This window comes from Ferrovibrio sp., assembly GCF_041906005.1.
In the GTDB taxonomy this organism is placed as follows: Bacteria; Pseudomonadota; Alphaproteobacteria; order Ferrovibrionales; family Ferrovibrionaceae; genus Ferrovibrio.
In genome coordinates this window covers 2,450,124-2,466,557 of sequence record NZ_JAYRJY010000001.1, presented here as the reverse complement: position 1 = coordinate 2,466,557, position 16,434 = coordinate 2,450,124, and the positions used below count along the sequence as shown (strand labels likewise).

Annotated in this window: 18 protein-coding genes; 6 read left to right on the top strand and 12 right to left on the bottom strand. The window is 64.4% G+C overall.

What is annotated here, in order from left to right; genetic code table 11:
* Nucleotides 1-4: 4 nt before the first annotated feature.
* Nucleotides 5-1,207 (bottom strand): multidrug effflux MFS transporter, encoded by a 1,203-nt coding sequence (locus ACE3OO_RS12065; protein ID WP_374303180.1) that lies wholly within the window; start codon nt 1,205-1,207, stop codon nt 5-7.
* A 202-nt stretch (nt 1,208-1,409) separates the two neighbouring features.
* Here ACE3OO_RS12065 and ACE3OO_RS12060 point away from each other — a divergent pair, with 202 nt between their 5' ends.
* From ACE3OO_RS12060 to ftsY, 5 genes are all read left to right on the top strand, one after another.
* On the top strand, nt 1,410-1,907 hold the full coding sequence (locus ACE3OO_RS12060; protein ID WP_374303178.1) for a response regulator: 498 nt from the start codon (nt 1,410-1,412) through the stop codon (nt 1,905-1,907).
* A 10-nt stretch (nt 1,908-1,917) separates the two neighbouring features.
* The gene (locus ACE3OO_RS12055) at nt 1,918-2,418 is read left to right on the top strand and encodes an Hpt domain-containing protein (RefSeq protein WP_374303176.1); all 501 of its coding nucleotides are present in this window, start codon (nt 1,918-1,920) and stop codon (nt 2,416-2,418) included.
* Between the two features lie 79 nt (nt 2,419-2,497).
* Nucleotides 2,498-3,349 (top strand): diaminopimelate epimerase, encoded by an 852-nt coding sequence (gene dapF / locus ACE3OO_RS12050; protein WP_374303174.1) that lies wholly within the window; start codon nt 2,498-2,500, stop codon nt 3,347-3,349.
* 3 nt (nt 3,350-3,352) lie between these two features.
* Nucleotides 3,353-4,606 carry a tRNA (N(6)-L-threonylcarbamoyladenosine(37)-C(2))-methylthiotransferase MtaB gene (gene mtaB / locus ACE3OO_RS12045; RefSeq protein WP_374303172.1) on the top strand — a complete coding sequence of 418 codons (1,254 nt, stop codon included), beginning with the start codon at nt 3,353-3,355 and terminating at the stop codon, nt 4,604-4,606.
* Nucleotides 4,603-5,562 carry a signal recognition particle-docking protein FtsY gene (ftsY, locus tag ACE3OO_RS12040; protein ID WP_374303170.1) on the top strand — a complete coding sequence of 320 codons (960 nt, stop codon included), beginning with the start codon at nt 4,603-4,605 and terminating at the stop codon, nt 5,560-5,562. Before mtaB ends, ftsY begins: the two co-directional genes overlap by 4 nt.
* Nucleotides 5,563-5,571: 9 nt before the next feature.
* Here ftsY and ACE3OO_RS12035 read toward each other — a convergent pair whose 3' ends face one another.
* The 6 genes from ACE3OO_RS12035 to ACE3OO_RS12010 form a co-directional block, all read right to left on the bottom strand.
* Complete coding sequence (locus ACE3OO_RS12035; protein WP_374303168.1) at nt 5,572-6,420, bottom strand: phosphodiesterase; 849 nt, start codon at nt 6,418-6,420, stop codon at nt 5,572-5,574.
* A 65-nt stretch (nt 6,421-6,485) separates the two neighbouring features.
* A complete protein-coding gene (locus ACE3OO_RS12030) occupies nt 6,486-7,748 on the bottom strand; it encodes an ABC transporter substrate-binding protein (protein ID WP_374303165.1) in 1,263 nt (420 codons plus the stop codon).
* 25 nt (nt 7,749-7,773) lie between these two features.
* Nucleotides 7,774-8,607: a carbohydrate ABC transporter permease gene (locus ACE3OO_RS12025; protein WP_374303163.1), complete on the bottom strand. Its 834-nt coding sequence runs from the start codon at nt 8,605-8,607 to the stop codon at nt 7,774-7,776.
* Nucleotides 8,604-9,518 (bottom strand): carbohydrate ABC transporter permease, encoded by a 915-nt coding sequence (locus ACE3OO_RS12020; protein ID WP_374303161.1) that lies wholly within the window; start codon nt 9,516-9,518, stop codon nt 8,604-8,606. The genes ACE3OO_RS12025 and ACE3OO_RS12020 overlap by 4 nt, the downstream gene beginning before the upstream one ends.
* On the bottom strand, nt 9,511-10,671 hold the full coding sequence (locus ACE3OO_RS12015) for an ABC transporter ATP-binding protein (protein WP_374303159.1): 1,161 nt from the start codon (nt 10,669-10,671) through the stop codon (nt 9,511-9,513). Before ACE3OO_RS12015 ends, ACE3OO_RS12020 begins: the two co-directional genes overlap by 8 nt.
* Nucleotides 10,672-10,828: 157 nt before the next feature.
* Nucleotides 10,829-11,365, bottom strand: a complete 537-nt coding sequence (locus ACE3OO_RS12010; RefSeq protein WP_374303157.1) for an NUDIX domain-containing protein — start codon at nt 11,363-11,365, stop codon at nt 10,829-10,831.
* 190 nt (nt 11,366-11,555) lie between these two features.
* Here ACE3OO_RS12010 and ACE3OO_RS12005 point away from each other — a divergent pair, with 190 nt between their 5' ends.
* Nucleotides 11,556-12,035 (top strand): MarR family winged helix-turn-helix transcriptional regulator, encoded by a 480-nt coding sequence (locus ACE3OO_RS12005; RefSeq protein ID WP_374303155.1) that lies wholly within the window; start codon nt 11,556-11,558, stop codon nt 12,033-12,035.
* 10 nt (nt 12,036-12,045) lie between these two features.
* On the opposite strand, the gene ACE3OO_RS12000 is transcribed toward ACE3OO_RS12005, so the two are convergent.
* The 5 genes from ACE3OO_RS12000 to ACE3OO_RS11980 all read right to left on the bottom strand — a co-directional run bounded on the left by ACE3OO_RS12000 (nt 12,046) and on the right by ACE3OO_RS11980 (nt 16,361).
* Nucleotides 12,046-13,353 (bottom strand): FAD-dependent oxidoreductase, encoded by a 1,308-nt coding sequence (locus ACE3OO_RS12000; RefSeq protein WP_374303153.1) that lies wholly within the window; start codon nt 13,351-13,353, stop codon nt 12,046-12,048.
* Nucleotides 13,354-13,369: 16 nt separating this feature from the next.
* On the bottom strand, nt 13,370-14,161 hold the full coding sequence (locus ACE3OO_RS11995) for an ABC transporter permease (RefSeq protein WP_374303151.1): 792 nt from the start codon (nt 14,159-14,161) through the stop codon (nt 13,370-13,372).
* The gene (locus ACE3OO_RS11990; RefSeq protein WP_374303149.1) at nt 14,154-14,927 is read right to left on the bottom strand and encodes an ABC transporter ATP-binding protein; all 774 of its coding nucleotides are present in this window, start codon (nt 14,925-14,927) and stop codon (nt 14,154-14,156) included. The genes ACE3OO_RS11995 and ACE3OO_RS11990 overlap by 8 nt, the downstream gene beginning before the upstream one ends.
* Before the next feature lie 21 nt (nt 14,928-14,948).
* Nucleotides 14,949-15,980: an ABC transporter substrate-binding protein gene (locus ACE3OO_RS11985; protein ID WP_374303148.1), complete on the bottom strand. Its 1,032-nt coding sequence runs from the start codon at nt 15,978-15,980 to the stop codon at nt 14,949-14,951.
* A gap of 99 nt (nt 15,981-16,079) precedes the next feature.
* On the bottom strand, nt 16,080-16,361 hold the full coding sequence (locus ACE3OO_RS11980; RefSeq protein ID WP_374303146.1) for a hypothetical protein: 282 nt from the start codon (nt 16,359-16,361) through the stop codon (nt 16,080-16,082).
* Nucleotides 16,362-16,434 lie beyond the last annotated feature (73 nt).

The window sequence follows — 16,434 nt, the reverse complement described above, 5'->3', positions numbered from 1 at the left end:
TGGATTAACGCGCCAGCACCGCGCGGGCGGCGTCGCGGCTGATCACCCAGATCAGGGCGCCGAACACGGCCGTGCCAGCGAAGGCCATGCTCAGACTGAACGGATCGCCGGCCGGCACCAGGGCATTGACCGCCGAGCCCAGCCCGCCGCCCGCCGTCTGCAGAAAACCCGACAATGCCGCACCCGCGCCCAATGTGGCGGGATTGACGCCTACCGCGCCCACCACCGAATTGGGCATGGCCAGCCCCATGCCGATGGCCCAGACCAGCCGCAGCACGACGATGGCGGTGACGCTAGGCTCGATCCAGCCGACATACAGCGCCATGCCTGCCCCGCCGACCAGCGTGAACAGCACGCCCGCATCGATCATGCGCAGCAGGCCGAAACGCCCGCCAAGCCATGACGACAACAGCGCGCCGATTAGAAACCCGCCACTGCCCAGGGCAATCAGGATGCCGTAATCCACCGCGCTCAGGCCCATAGCGCCGATCAGCACGGCCGGCGCACCGGCGCTGAACCCGTGCAGGCCGGCGAAGACACCCAGATTCAGCAGACCGAAGGTGAGGAAGGCACGGTTGGTGAGCAGGAAGCCATAGGCGGACAGAATGCCGCGCAGCAGCGGTCCATTCGCGGGCGCCGGCATATGGGTTTCCGGCAGGCGCCAGACCAGGACCAGCACGACCGCCAGGGTGATGCCGCCGTTGATCCAGAAATTGAGCCGCCAGCCGAGGTAATGCTCGATCAGGCCGCCCAGCAGCGGGGCGACGATCGGAGCCAGCGCGAGGGAGGCGGAAATCACCGAGGTCGCCCGGGCTGCCTGTTGACGTTCGTAGACGTCGTTCACAATAGCGCGACCGGTGGCCATGGCGCTGGCCGCCCCCAGGCCCTGGACCGCCCGGGCCCACAACAGGGCCGACAGGCTTTCCGCCAGGGCACAGGCGACCGAGCCAGCGACCATGATGACCAGCCCGCCCAGCAGCAGGGGGCGGCGGCCGTAACGGTCGCTCAGCGGGCCGTAAACCAGCTGCGCCCCTGCAAAAGTGGCGAAATACACGGTCAGCGTGAACGGCAGCACATCGACCGGCTCCCCCAATGCCTCGCTGATCGCCGGCAGGGACGGCAAATACATGGTTGCCGCCAGAATCCCATTGGCAAACAGGACAGTAAGCAGAAGCAGGAGACCCGCGGGGGGCGGCGGTTTCGACATGCTTGAGAGGCAGCCAGAGCCAAAGGTAGAATGAGAAGACCTACTACCCGCTTTAAAGTGTTGCGGGTTGGTTGGCTTCGTCCGGCCATCAGTATATATATGATCGCAAAAGTATTTCTATGATTCTAGCACCTATCGCCCGGGTGGAGGGGCGGTGCCGGAACCGGGGATACAAGGGCCGCAAGGGGGCTTTCGCTCAGGGATGTCGGAAAAGATCGACTTCAGCCACGTCCGCTTCCTCATCGTGGATTCCAACAAGCTGATGTGCCAGCTCGTGAAGGACATCCTGATGATGCTGGGCTGCCATCAGGTATCGACCGTGCGCGACAGCGAAAAGGCCATCGCCGCACTGCGCTCGGGCGGCTATGACGTGATGATCACCGAATGGAACCTGAAGCCGCGCTCGGGCCTTGAACTGCTCGACTGGCTGCGCACCGATGGCACCTCGCCTGATCGCATGATGCCCGTGATCATGCTGACCGCAAATTCGGAAATGGAATACGTGATGGAGTCGCGCGACAAGGGCGTGACCGAATTCCTCGCCAAACCCTTCACGGCAGATGGCATGTATCGTCGCCTGGTCTCGGTGATTGCGCGTCCGCGCGATTTCGTCAGCGTGCCGGGCTATTTCGGGCCCGACCGGCGCCGCCAGCAACTGCCTTTCGAAGGCGTTGACCGGCGCCAGACAAAACCCGAATAAGCCACGCCCCATGCGTCGGAAAATCATCCCCAATCGTGGTGAGCTGAAGCGCAAGGCGGTCAATTACAAGACCGGCATGGATCTCCGGCTCGACGACGAGATGATCAAGAAAATGGAGGCGCTGGTCGAGAATACCAGCACCCAATTTCTGGACGAGACCGTCGAGACTCTGAAAGGCCTGCGCGAGGCCCTTGGCCGTGCCGCCGCCGACCCCTCGGCGCGGCGCGAGGTGCTGGAGCATATCCGCGAGGAGGCATTCCAGATCAAGGGCATGGGTGGCGTTTTCGGCTATCCGCTGCTGACCGAATTCGCGAAGTCATTGCATGATTTCCTGAAAGAGCTGGACGACCTGGACGAGTTGCAGCAGGAAATCGTCAGCATCCATGTCGATACCCTCTATGTGGTGATCTCCCACCGCATCAAGGGTTCGGGCGGCGCCCTCGAGGCCCAGTTGCGCGCCTCTCTGAAAGCTGCCGTCGACAAGGCCAAGCCGGGCGTCAGGGCGGGCTGACCCCGTTTTTCCGGCCCCGATCCCCGTCCCGGGGCGGGCCGTTCTGGACACCCCGGTTCCCCCGCCCTATAACCCCGCCATGCACCCGACCACCGCCCTTCCTTTCGTCAAGATGCACGGCCTCGGCAACGATTTCGTCGTGCTGGACGCCCGTGCCCATCCGCTGCCGCTGGATCTGGCGGCGGTGCGGCTGCTGGGCGACCGCCGGCGCGGCGTGGGTTTCGACCAGATGATCACCATCGAACGGTCAGACAAGGCGGATGCCTTCATGCGCATCCACAATGCCGATGGCGGCGAGGTGGAATCCTGCGGCAATGCGGCGCGCTGTGTCGCCAGCCTGCTGATGCAGGAAAATGGCCGCGAAGCCGTGAGCATCGATACGCTGGGCGGCTGGCTGCAGGCACGCGGCGGCGCCCAGGGACAGATCACGGTGGATATGGGCGAGCCGCGTTTCGACTGGCAGGCCATCCCGCTGGCACGCGAGATGAACACCCTGCGCATGGATTACAGCTTTGGCGGCTTCAGCCATCCCGGCGCCGTGAATGTGGGCAATCCGCATGTGGTGTTTTTCGTGCCTGATGCCGAAACCGTGCCGTTGGCCGAGATCGGACCCAAGATCGAGCACGATCCTTTATTCCCGCAACGCATCAACGTGGAATTCGCCCAGATGATCGACCGCACGCAGATTCGCATGCGGGTCTGGGAACGCGGCGCCGGCATCACGCGCGCCTGCGGCACCGGCGCCTGCGCCACGCTGGTTGCCGCCGCACGCCGCGATCTGGCCGAACGCAAGGCCGCGATCATCCTCGATGGCGGCACGCTGACCATCGAATGGGCGGCCGACAACCACATCTACATGACCGGTCCGGCCGCCGAGGCCTTTCGCGGCGAAATCCCGCCCAGCTTCTGGACCGCAGTGGACGCCGCCTGAGGCATGGCGGATAAAACCTCCGTACTGAATTTCGGCTGTCGCCTGAATGCCTATGAAGGCGAGGCGATCCGCAGTCTGCTCGACAAGCTGGGCCGCGACGACGTGGTGGTCGTCAATACCTGCGCGGTGACGGCGGAAGCCGAGAAACAGGCGCGCCAGGCGATCCGCCGCCTGCGCCGCGAACGGCCCGATGCCCGCATCGTCGTCACCGGCTGCGCCGCCCAGGTGAATGCCGCCGGCTTCGCCGCCATGAGCGAAGTGGATCATGTGATCGGCAACCGCGAGAAGCTGGGCGTCGATGCCTGGCGCGACATCGGCGTCGCCGCGCCGCGTATCAGCGTTGGCGACATCCAGACCGATACGCCGCCCGCCCTGCCCGCCGTCAGCCATTTTCCCGGCCGGCCGCGCGCCTATCTGGAAATCCAGCAGGGCTGCGACCATCGCTGCACCTTCTGCATCATCCCCTATGGTCGCGGCCCGAGCCGCTCGCTGCCGCTGGGCGCCGTGGTGGATCAGGCGCGTGCCATGGCCGCGCGCGGCTATCGCGAATTCGTGCTGACCGGCGTGGACATTACCTCCTACGGCCATGACCTGCCCGGCCGGCCGACACTGGGCCAGGCGACGCGGCGGCTGCTGGATCTGGTGCCGCAGATCGAACGGCTGCGTTTCTCCTCGCTCGACCCGGCCGAGATCGACGAGGATTTGTTCCGGCTTTATGCCGACGAACCGCGCGTGATGCCGCATGCGCATATGAGTCTGCAGGCTGGCGACGACCTGATCCTGAAACGCATGAAGCGGCGGCATAGCCGCCAGCAGGCACTGGACGCCGCGGCAAGGCTGCAGGCCCTGCGCCCCGGCATCGCGCTGGGCGCCGACCTGATCGCCGGCTTTCCGACCGAAAGCGACGGCGCATTCCAACGCAGCGCGGAGCTGATCGACGAAGCCGGACTTGCCTTCGTGCACGTCTTCCCCTATTCGCCACGCCCCGGCACGCCGGCCGCGCGCATGCCGCAGCTGCCCGTCGAACTGCGCCGGGCGCGCGCCGCAGACCTGCGCCACCGCGCAGACCATGCGCTGAACCGTTTTCTCAACAGCCGCATCGGCAGCGCGGCCAGCATCCTGGTGGAACAACAGGGCCTGGGCCGCGATGAAACCTATGCGCCGGTGATCCTGCCGAACAGCATGGAAAAAGGCAGCATCGTCACCGCGCGCATCGCGGCGGCGCATGACGGCAAGTTATGGCTGGAGGCCGCATGAGCGAGGCCGGGAACAATACGACCGAGAAAAAACCGGGCTGGTTCAGCCGCCTGAAAGCCGGCCTGTCACGGTCGGCCGGCCAACTGGGTGAGCAGATTGGCGCGCTCTTCACCAAGCGCAAGCTGGACCAGGAGGCGCTGGACGATCTGGAGGAAACGCTGATCAAGGCCGATCTGGGCGTGACCACGGCCGCCCGGATCGTGAAGGAGATCGCCAAGGACCGCTTCGAGAAAGACATCTCGCCTGAGGAAGTTCGCGCCGCGCTGGCCGAATCCGTCGCCGGCCTGCTGCAGCCGGTGGAACGACCCCTGGCCCTGGAGGGCGATACGCCGCAGGTGGTGCTGGTGGTGGGTGTGAATGGCGTGGGCAAGACCACGACCATCGGCAAAATCGCCGCCCGCCTGCGCGAGGATGGCAAAAGCGTGATGCTGGCCGCCGGCGATACCTTCCGCGCCGCCGCCATCGAGCAGCTCAAGGTGTGGGGTGACCGCGTTGGCGCGCCGGTGCTGGCGCGCGAGACCGGCAGCGACGCCGCCGGCCTGGCGTTCGATGCCCTGGCCCAGGCACGCGAACAGAAGACCGACGTGCTGCTGATCGACACCGCCGGCCGCCTGCAGAACAAGGCCGACCTGATGGGCGAACTGGCCAAGATCGTGCGCGTGCTGAAGAAGCAGGTGCCCGAGGCACCACATCATGTGCTGCTGGTGCTGGATGCCACCACAGGGCAGAACGCCATCAGCCAGGTGGCAACCTTCAAGGAAATCTGCGCGGTAACCGGCCTGGTGGTGACCAAGCTGGACGGCACGGCGCGCGGCGGCGTGCTGGTGGCGATTGCCGATAAATTCGGCCTGCCGGTGCATTACATCGGCGTCGGCGAACAAGCCGCCGATCTGCAACCCTTCTCGGCCACGGGTTTTGCCCGCGCACTGGCCGGACTGGAACAGCCCGGCCAGTAGCTGGACGGATCATTCCGCCGGTTCGAAAGTGTAAGCGTAGTCGCGCTCGTTCTGGGTCTGACCGCCCAGCGGGAACTTGCGGCTGTCGTCCAGATAATCGTGGAAATGGATCACCACGTCCTCGTCGCGCAGGAACACCACGGCATAGGCCGGCGGTTCGTGGCTGCCGGGAACGGCGGCAAGCTGTTCGGCCCGGAAATCCAGCCAGACCTGATGGTTGGTGGCCCGCATGGTGGAAAACGGCACCCCCATCCAGCTACCGACAATCGGCCGATGCACATGGCCGAAGAACACATGCCGCAGATTCTGGCGATGCGGCCGCATCAGGGCCGCCACCTGCTCGCGCTGGATCAGGCCGATGCTGTCCATCGGGCCGATGCCGACCTCGAAAGGCGGATGGTGCATGAACACGAAGAGCGGCCTGTCGCCAGCGGCGGCAAGCTGACGGCGCAACCAATCCTGCCGCTGCTCGCAATACCAGCCGGCATGGGTGCCCGGCTGGTTGGTATCGAGGAACAGCAAGCGCCCCTCGGCCAGGTCATGACGACCCTGGATGAACCCATTCTCGTCCACCGGCGCGTTGGGAAACACCTTGCGGAAAGTCGGGCGGTCGTCGTGATTGCCCAGCAGCGGGATGCAGGGCGGGATCAGGTCGTCCAACACATCGCGCAAAGCCTCGTAGGCGATGCCTTCGCCCCAATGGGTCAGGTCGCCGGTGATCACCACCAGGGCGGCATCGGCATGGTTGCGGTTGATATCGTCCACCGCCGCCGCCAGGCGCGCCTGCGGATCGAGGCCGTAAAGCAGGCGGCCGGGTTCGACAAGATGGGTGTCGGTGATATGGATCAGCTTGGTCATACAGCAGCCTTTCGCAAAGCAGAAGGGCGGAGCGGCTTTACGGCCGCCCCGCCCATATGGTCAGGTCACGAACGCGTCTTCGGCAGCAGTTTTTGCACGTCGCGGCTCATGTCCTTCAGCACCGCCTGCGGTTCACCGGCGCGCTGGCCGTTCACGATCGACTGCAGGTGATCCTTGATCACGTCGGTGATCTTCAGGCCGTTCTCGCCCGGAAAGGCATACCACTTGGTGAGCAGGCCAAGCTGGCTGACCGCGGTGTAGTTGTTCGGGTTCTTCTCGTAGAAGTCCTTGAGATAGACGTCGTTGGCCTTCTTGTTCGGCGGCATGTAGCCCGTGGTCTTGGCCATGATCGCCGCGCCTTCGGCACCGTGCCAGAACTTCATCACCTCCCAGGCGGCCTTGCGCTTGGCCGGATCGGTGGCGGTGATCACGCCCAGATTGCCGCCGGCAGGCAGGCGGCCGACACCCGGCTTCACATCCGGGAAGGCGTGGGTCTTGAGCTGGAACTTGCCGGCGACCATCTCGGTCACCTTGGCCAGATCCGAGGTGGAGGTGATGTGGATACCGGTCTTGCCGGCGGCGAAGGCGGCACGCATTTCCGGCTGCGTCAGGTTCGGCATCTGGGCCTCCTTGACGAAGCGCGAAAAGACATTGATGGCGAACTGGCCTTCGGGGCCGTCGAAGGCCACCTTGCTTTCATCCTTGTTCAGCATCTCGCCGCCCTGGCTGAAGACCGGAGCCTGCCACAGCCAGTTGCCGGTGATGTCCCAGGCGATGGTGGCGCCGTTGACGTCACCGCCCAGCGCCTTGATCTTCTTCGCCAGTGCAAAGACCTCGTCCCAGGTCCTAGGCAGGTTGTTCGGGTCGCCGCCAGCCTGTTTCACGAGATCGAGATTGTAATAGGCGATGGGCAGGGAGATGGCGAAGGGCAGTGCATAAACCTTGCCCTGCTGCGTGCCGATATCGAACATCGCCTGGTGAAAGCCTTCGGTCTCGAAGTTCTTCTCGGCCTTGATGAAATCATCCAGCGGCACGGCGATGTTGCGATCCACCATGATGCGGATGCGGTTCAGACCCTGGAAGGTGATATCGGGCATCTGCTTGGTGATCGACTCGCGCAGGATTTTCTGCGTCGCTTCCTCATAGGAATCGTACGGCGCCCGGAAGCTGACCTTGATCTCGGGGTGCTTCTTGGCGAATTCAGCGGCGATCTGCTGATGCGTGCCGTTGAACAGCTCGCCATAAGGATACTGGATCACGATCTCGGTGGCCTGGGCGGTGGATACCGCCATCAGGGCAGCGGCCGCCGCCATGAAGATTTTACGCATAGGGTCTCTCCTCTTCTGTTGCAGCCTATTTGAGGCCGGTGAATGCAATGCCTTCGATGAAGCGGCGCTGGGCCACCAGGAAGGCGACCACGAGGGGGGCGATGATCACGGTGGCCGCCGCCATCAGCGGTCCATAGGACGTGCCGGCCTCCTGGTTGCGGAAGCTGATGACGCCGAGCGGCGGGGTGTAATACTGCTCGCTGTTCAGCGCGATCAGCGGCCAGAAATAGTCGTTCCAGTGCGCGATCACCGAGAAGATGCCAAAGGCGGTGATCGCGGGAATGGCGGTGGGCAGCATGACGCGCCAGACGATGGCGAATTCCGACATGCCGTCCATGCGGGCCGCATCGATCAGGTCGTCGGGCACGGTCATGAAGAACTGGCGCATCAGGAAGATGCCGAAGACCGATATGACCCAGGGCACGATCAATGCGGCGTAGCTGTCGAGGATGCCCAGGTGATGGAACAGCAGGAACAGTGGCACCGCGATGGCATGCGGCGGGATCAGCAGGCAGAGCAGCACCAAGGCAAACAGCGCCTCGCGTCCACGGAAGCGCAACTTGGCGAGCGCATAGGCCGCCGGCAGAGCGACCAACACCTGCAGCGCGAAGATCGAAACGGTGACGATCACGCCGTTCAGCAGGAAGCGTGCCAGCGGCGCCCGGGTGAAGGCCTGGCTGTAGTTTTCCACGACGTGCAAGGTCTGCGGCCACCAGCGAATTTCGCTGATGAAGATTTCGGCGTCCGGCTTCAGAGAGGTGGCGATCATCCAGGCAAAAGGCAGCAGCACGACAGCGACGCCCGCCAGCAGCACGCCATGCCGCAGAGTCGCGCGAAGAAAGGAGGAATGCGTGTTCATCCGTAATGCACCTTGCGATCGAGCAGCCGCGCCTTGATCACGGTCAGGATCAGCACGAAGACCAGGAAGACGACGGCGATGGCGGCGGCATAGCCGGAGCGCAGGAATTCAAAGCCCTCGGCATACATGGTGTAGAGCAGCACTTCCGTCGCCTTGACCGGGCCGCCCTTGGTTAGCGCATGTACGGTGTCGAAGACCTGGAAGGAGCGGATCGCGGTAATCACCACCACGAACATCGTCACCGGCCCCAGCATCGGCCAGGTGACCAGGCGGAAACGGTCCCAGCCGCTGCGGGCACCGTCCATCTCGGCTGCCTCGTAGAGATGCTTCGGGATCGAGACGATGCCGGCAAGGAACAGCACCATGTTGAAGCCGAAGGATTGCCAGATGCCGATCCCGGCCAGCACCCAGAGCGCCAGCTTGGGATCGTTCAGCCAGTTCTGCGGCGCCAGGCCGAGCGGCTTCAGCATCAGGTTGATCAACCCGAATTGGGGATGCAGCATGAATTCCCAGGTGATCGCCATGGCGATCAGCGTGGCCATCACCGGCACAAAGAAGGCGGCGCGGTAGAAAGCGCGCCAGGAACGGCCACTTTCGATCAGCATCGCCACGCCCAGCCCCAGCCCGACAGCAGCCGGCACCACCACCCCGACATAGGCCAGCGTGTTGCCCAGCGATTTCCAGAACACCTTCTCGCCGGCCAGCTCGGTGTAATTCTCCAGGCCGATGAATCCAAACCCGGGCGCGCCGAGCTGGTAATCGGTGAAGGACAGCAGCAGCACGGTCAGCACCGGCCCGATCAGCAGCAGGAGCATGAGCGCAAAAGCCGGCCCGGCCAGCAGATAGGGCATCGCGGCAACGCCGATCTGCCAGCGCCGCGGTGCGGCCCGATGCAAAATGACCTCAGCCATAGGCCAGCTCCCGCGCCTGGATCTGCCGCGGCACCACCCGCAATCGGCGGCCATCAGCGGCGAACAGCAGGATCTGGTCGGCCGGCACATGCAGGCCGATACGGTCATTCTCGCGCACGCCCGCCTGGCGGGCCGGCAGGCGCACGATCACCGGATCAGGAGCGGCATCCAGTTGCACATGCACCAGCAGGTCGGAGCCCAGGTTTTCACGGATGATCACCACTCCGCCCAGCGTGGCGGGTGAACTGGCATCCAGCTCGGCTGCTTCCGGCCGGAAGGCCAGTTTCAGCTGGCTGCCGGGCGGCAGGGCCGCGGCAATATCGAATCGCGCCGCACCGACCCGCAGGATGCCGTCCCCGTCGATTTCGGCCGGCACGACATTGATCTTCGGGCTGCCGATGAATTCGGCAACCCGAAGATCGGCCGGATCGGCATAAATCACATCAGGCGCGGCGACCTGCAGGATTTCGCCGTCCATCATCACCGCGATGCGATCCGACATGGTCATCGCCTCGGCCTGGTCGTGTGTGACGTAGATGAAGGTGGTGGAAAGCTGCTGATGAAGCTGGGCGATCTCGGTGCGCATATGCTCGCGCAGCTTGGCATCCAGGTTGCTGAGCGGTTCGTCCATCAGGAAAGCGGCCGGATGGCGCACCATGGCGCGGCCGAGCGCCACGCGCTGGCGCTGACCGCCTGAAAGCTGGGCCGGCTTGCGCTCCAGCAGATGACCGATACGCAGAATCTCGGCGACACGGCGCACCTCGTCTGCGATCACACTGCGGGCAGCAGACGCACCGGGCAGCAGGCGGCCGATCAACGGCAGGCGCTGCCAGGCGGTGAGGCGACGCATGGTCAGCGGCAATGCGATGTTGTCCCGGGCCGTGAGATGCGGATAAAGCGCATAGGATTGGAACACCATGGCAAGGTCGCGGTCGGCAGCGCGCTTGCGGCCGGCACTGGCACCGCCGATGCGGATATCGCCGTCGTCCTGTTGTTCCAGGCCGGCGATGATGCGCAACAGGGTGCTTTTGCCACACCCCGAAGGGCCGACCAGCGTCATGAATTCCCGGTCGGCAATATCGAGCGAGACGCCTTTCAGAACCTGCGTGGCGCCAAAGGATTTGCGGATATTCTCGATAACGACTCCGGCCATGGGCCCCTTCCCCGTTGCGTGGGGAAGCCATAGGCGCGCCGTTTTGCATACCGATGAATGCACCGTGACCGGTTCACGGCACTTCGATGACGGAATGATGGAATCGCTAGACGACGACGGGAGTCGCTCTAGACCTGTCGATCAGCAGTCGGGGGAATCAGTAATTGCCCAATTCGCCCGGCGGGTTGGTATGGGTGGGAAAACTCTCGCGGTCCTGCACGGCACGGTAATGGTGCAGCGCCCAGCGCACCGAGGGAAAGGCAAGGTCGTTCCAGGGGATTTCATCCCAGCCGAACAACTGCACCTCCAGCGATTCCGGTCCGGCGGAGAAATCGGGCGAGGCCAGCGTGGCGCGGTAGATCAGTTGCACCTGGCTGATGCGCGGGATGTTGTAGACCGCCAGCAGGGCATCGATGGCGATCTCGGCGCAGGCTTCTTCCCTGGCTTCGCGCGCCGCGCCGTCCTCGGAGGTTTCGCGCTCTTCCATATAGCCGGCCGGGATGGTCCAGAAGCCCTTGCGCGGCTCGATGGCGCGGCGGCACAGCAGGATCTTGCCGTCATGGCCGATCACCGCGCCCACCACCACCTTGGGGTTGACGTAGTGAACCCAGCCGCAATCGTCGCAGACCATCCGGTCGCGGTTGTCGCCCTCAGGCATGCGCTGGGAAAATCGATAATTCTTCGGATTCTGCATAGCCGTTTCGATGTTTGAAGTATCAAGTATCGCTGTAAGCGCGTGTCGTTCTCAATCCTGAAATTATTGCGCTTCCCACTGGACGAGCAGCCACTGAATGGCGTTTTATCAGTGGACTGAGAAGCGGTACTAAAAGACCGCCCAGTGACAGGAAGGCGTAACAACTAAAACCATAAAATAGGGAGGTCCCATGTCGGGGGACAAGACCACCCATCCGGCTGCCGGCGATGTGCTTGGCGGCTTTAACCTGCAGGATGCGCCGGGGCATCTGCTGCGGCGCTGCCAGCAGCTTGCCGTAGATCTGTATACTGCGGAAGTGGGCAGCAACGGCCTGACGCCACGTCAGTTCGCGCTGCTGCTGGCCATATACCAGAATAGCGGCATCAGCCAGGTCGACCTGGTGCGCCAGACCGGCATCGACCGCTCCACCGTGGCAGAAATGGTGGCGCGGCTGATCAAACGCGGCCTGCTGGTGCGCCAGCGTACAGAAACCGACCGGCGCACCAATGCGCTGGCGGTGACGCCGGAAGGCGAAAAGCAGTTGCGTGCGGCCCAGCCCGGCGTGATGCGGGCACAGGACCGCATCCTCGACCCCTTGCCGGCGCCGAAACGGGCGGAATTCATCGCCCTGCTGCGCCAACTGGTGGAAAATCTGGAGCAGCGCGGCTGATCTGACCGGATCAGTCGCGGTCGCAACGGGTCAGATTGTCGGCCAGCCGCCCCTGCAGGGCGGCGATGTCGATCTGCTGCACCGAGCCGGCACCCGCCAGATCCAGCGCATGAGCGGCGGCGGCCCCCATGGCGACGCAGGGGCCCATCACACGGACCGAACTGAGCGCGGCCGGATCGCCATCGATACAGCGGCCGGCGGCCACCACGTTGTCGGCACCGACCGGCAGCATGGCGCGCAGCGGCACGTAATGCAGGTGGTCGTCGCCGAATTCCTCCCAGTGCACGTCCTCGGCGCGGTCATGCAATTCCACCGGCCAGGAGCAGCGCAGGATGGCATCGGCCGGCTTCACGCCGCGCCGCACCTCGTCCACCGTGATGCTGTGGCCGCCGACGATCCAGCGCGTCTGGCGGATGCCCAGCATGCCGTATTGCCGTACCCGGGCGGAGCCGAAGACCTGCGGATATTCGCCGCGCAGGAAAGCCACCACGCGGTCAGCCTGGGCGCGGCCCTCGGCCTGCGCGGCGGCCAGCCCCAGCGGCTCCAGCGGCGTTTCCACATGGGTCATGTTCACCGTCGCCTGCCCCTTGCCGGGAAAGGCAAACACAAAGCCATCGCGCCGCACCAGGCCATAGCGACCGCCCTGCTCCGCCAGATGCTTCTGCACGGCCCAGCGATCCAGCGTCAGGGCCGCTGCCTCGTCGAAACCTTCCAGGGTGAACATGAGCGTGCCCATGATCGGGCTGACCGGTTCGCGGCAGGCAAAGCCGGCGGCGTAACTCAAAGCCGCATCGCCCGAGGCATCGACAAAGCCCTGGCCGCGCAATTCGACCGGGCCAAAGCGGGTGGCCAGCGACAATGCCTCGATGCGCCCGCCGTCGCGTTTCACATCCAGCAATATGGCGCCCAGCAGCACGTCGATCCCGGCGCCATGCACCGTCTGCTCGATCCAGCGCACCAGCGCCTGTTCCTGATAGAGCGGGATATAGCTGTTGCGGCCGCGGCGCAGATGGAAGGCATCGGTCTTCTTCAGATGCGCAAACATCCGGTCGACAATGCCATAGACCACGCGATAGGGATCGGGACCGTTGGAATAGAAGCCACAGAAAGTGCCCAGCAGGCTGCCGGTCGATTGCCCGCCTAGCTGTTGGCCGGCATCGACCAGTGCAACGCGACGACCGAGTTGCGCCGCCTCCAGCGCCGCCGAGATGCCGCTAATGCCGGCGCCCAGCACGACGATATCGGCCTCCAGAATGCGCGGCGCAGCGTGGGAATCCTGCCGCACGACACGGGTAGCGGGAATGGGATGATCGGTCATCGCGAACTCTTTTGGCTCAACGCCAGCGCAGCAGGGTTTTCTCGGCAATGCCGAGCAGCCAGCTGATGGTGAGGCCGAGCAGCGAGAGCAGCACCACGCCGGCCACCAGCTGGTCGGTCTGCATCAGGTTGCCGGCCGCTAGCACGAAAGCACCAATGCCGACCTGGGTGCCGATCATTTCGGCCGCCACCACGAGGATCAGCGCAATCGACGACGAGATGCGGAAACCGGAGAGGATGCCGGGCATGGCGCCGGGCAGGATCACCTTCCACACGATGGCCGGCGTCGAAAGGCCAAAGCTCTGCGCCATGCGGATCAGGTTGCGCGGCACATTGTCGACCGCCGAATAGGTGCTGACCACGGTAGGAAAGAACACACCAAGCGCGATGGTGGCGATCTTGGATGGTTCGCCGATGCCGAACCACAGGATGAACAGCGGCAGCAGGGCGATCTTCGGGATCGGGAACAATGCCGCCACCACCGGCAGACCGACCGAGCGGGCCAGCACGAAAATGCCCATGGCGAAACCGAAACACAGACCGGCGAAGCTGCCCAACAGCCAGCCGCCAACGATGCGCTGCAGCGAGGCGCCGATATGCACGAACAGCTTGCCATCGACCAGCAGGCTATGCAGGGCCAACACCACCTCGTGCGGCGCCGGCATGAACAGGGCCGGCAGCAAGCCGGTATCGGAAGCCGCCTCCCAGGCGGCGATGATGACGACAAACGCGAGCCAGGGGGCCCAGCGCCTGGTGGCGGGCACGAAGCCGCGCCCACGGAACAGCACGGTCGGGTGGGGTTCAGACATCCTGCACCTCGCGATCTGCCACCTGCGCCTCGGTTTTGATCAGGCTCCACAGCTCGTCCTGCAGGGCCTGCAAGGCCATCGCATGTTCGGGCTTGTGGCGTTCCGCCACCGGCACCGACACGGCAACGATGCGCTTGATGCGCCCCGGCCGGCGGGAAAGCACCACCACCTTGTCGGCCAGACGCACGGCTTCGGACAGGTTATGCGTCACATAGAGCGTGGTGGTGCGTTCGCGCGCCCAGATCGCCACCAGATCCTCCATCAGCAATTCGCGCGTCTGGGCGTCCAGGGCCGAAAGCGGCTCGTCCATCAGCAGCACGGCAGGCTTCACCGCAATGGCACGGGCAATGCCCACGCGCTGGCGCATGCCGCCGGAAAGCTGCTTGGGCAGTGCATCGGCGAAATCGGCCAGGCCACAGAGCATCAGGACTTCATGAATACGGGCCTCACGCTGCTTGCGGCTCAGCCCGTGATGCTCCAGTGCCAGCGCGACATTGCCGGCCACGCTGCGCCAGGGCAGCAGGGCGAAATCCTGGAACACGAAGGTCAGCGGATTGAGGCAGCCCGGCGGCGGCGCGCCCGGCGTGGTGATGCGGCCCGATTGCTGTTGCAGCAGACCGCCGACGAGGTTGAGCAGGGTGGACTTACCGCATCCCGATGGCCCGATCAGGGCCGCCGTCTCGCCTTCGGCCACGGAAAAACCGATATCCTGCAGGACCGGCAGATCGCCATAGGCATAGCCGACTCCATCCAGCACCACCTGCATGCACTTTACTCGCTGGCTGTTTTACTTCTTCGGCAGATCGAGATGACCTTTGACGAAGCTGAGATCGAGGAAGTCCTCGGCCTTGACCGATTTATCGACCAGGCCCTGGGCCTGATACCAAGCGACCTGATCGTAGATGTTCTTCACCAGCAGGCGGCCCTGCGGGTCCATGTAATTGGCGGCCACCTTCACGGTATCGATGGTCGGCTTCGGCTCAACCCATTTCTCCAGGATCGGCATCACGGCCAGCGCCTTCTCGCCGATCATGCGGTTACCCTGGGAATCCTTGGCCAGGAAGGCGGCGGCATAGTCGGCCAGGCCCTTCTGGTAGGCGCGGACGAAACGTTCGACCAGCGGGCGCTGCTCCTTCACGATCTTGCTGGAGGCGAACAGCGCGCCAAGCTGCCAGGGCGTATGCTCATGCACCCAGCCGATGATCTTGCCAACGCCATCGGCCTCCAGCTTCAACGCATTGTTGGCCGGAATGATGGTGGCGTCGACCTGCCCACCCGACAGCGCCGCCATCATGTTGGGAATCGACTGCACCGGCTTCATCTGCACGCTATCGAGCTTGAAGCCGTATTTGTCGGCCAGCAGGCCGAGGTTGTAATGGAAGCTGGAGCCGACCGTGGTGATCGCCACGCTCTTGCCAGCGAAATCCTTGGGCGAGCGGAAACCGGCGTCATAGGCTTTCTTGGAAGCCACATACGCATTGAAATTGTAACCTGACTCCTCGCGGCTCTGGGCCGCGATCACCTTCAGTACACCCTTGCCCGCCAGGTTGAAGAAGCCGCCGGTGAAGGCCGTGATGCCGAACTGGGTGTCGTTGGAGGCCACCGCCACAGCCACGGCTTGGGCGGCATTGAAAATCTTGATGTCGAGATCGATGCCCTCGGCGTCGAAATAGCCGCGCTCCTTGGCGATGAAGATCGGCGCGGTGGAAATGAACGGCAGGGCCGAAATGGCGACCTTGTCCTTCGGCTGCGCAGCCGCCACGGCGGGCGACAGCAGAAGGGCGGCACACAGGCTGAGCAGCAGACGGCGCGAAAGCATGGCGTTTCCCCAAGTCGTTCGTATTGCGACAATGGCGCCAAGCTAGCCGCCGGGTCCGGCGGCGTCAATCAAACGGCCCGGAACCGCCGGGCCGGATGGTCAAACGAGGATATTGACGTGCTGGCCGAGATAGCCGCCACGGGACGGGATCGGCCGCGATTGCTGGGCCGGCGATTGCGCAGCCTGCGGCTGGCTTGCGACCTGCGAGACATCCTGCGTGGCCGGTGCGGTGGCGCGGATGGCATTCACGCCGCCGAGCTGGGCCGCAAAGCTGTTCTGGGCCTGCTGGGGGGCACGCGGCTGCGAAGCGGCAGCCGGACGGGCCGAGCCCTGCAGCTGCGACAGCGCGGAAAGAAGATTGTTGCTTGGTCCGATAGCCATACTCACCCAGCCCGGAGGCCGGAATGGCCCCTCAACCCGGCCCGATTACGCGCAGGACTCCCTTAAACGAAGG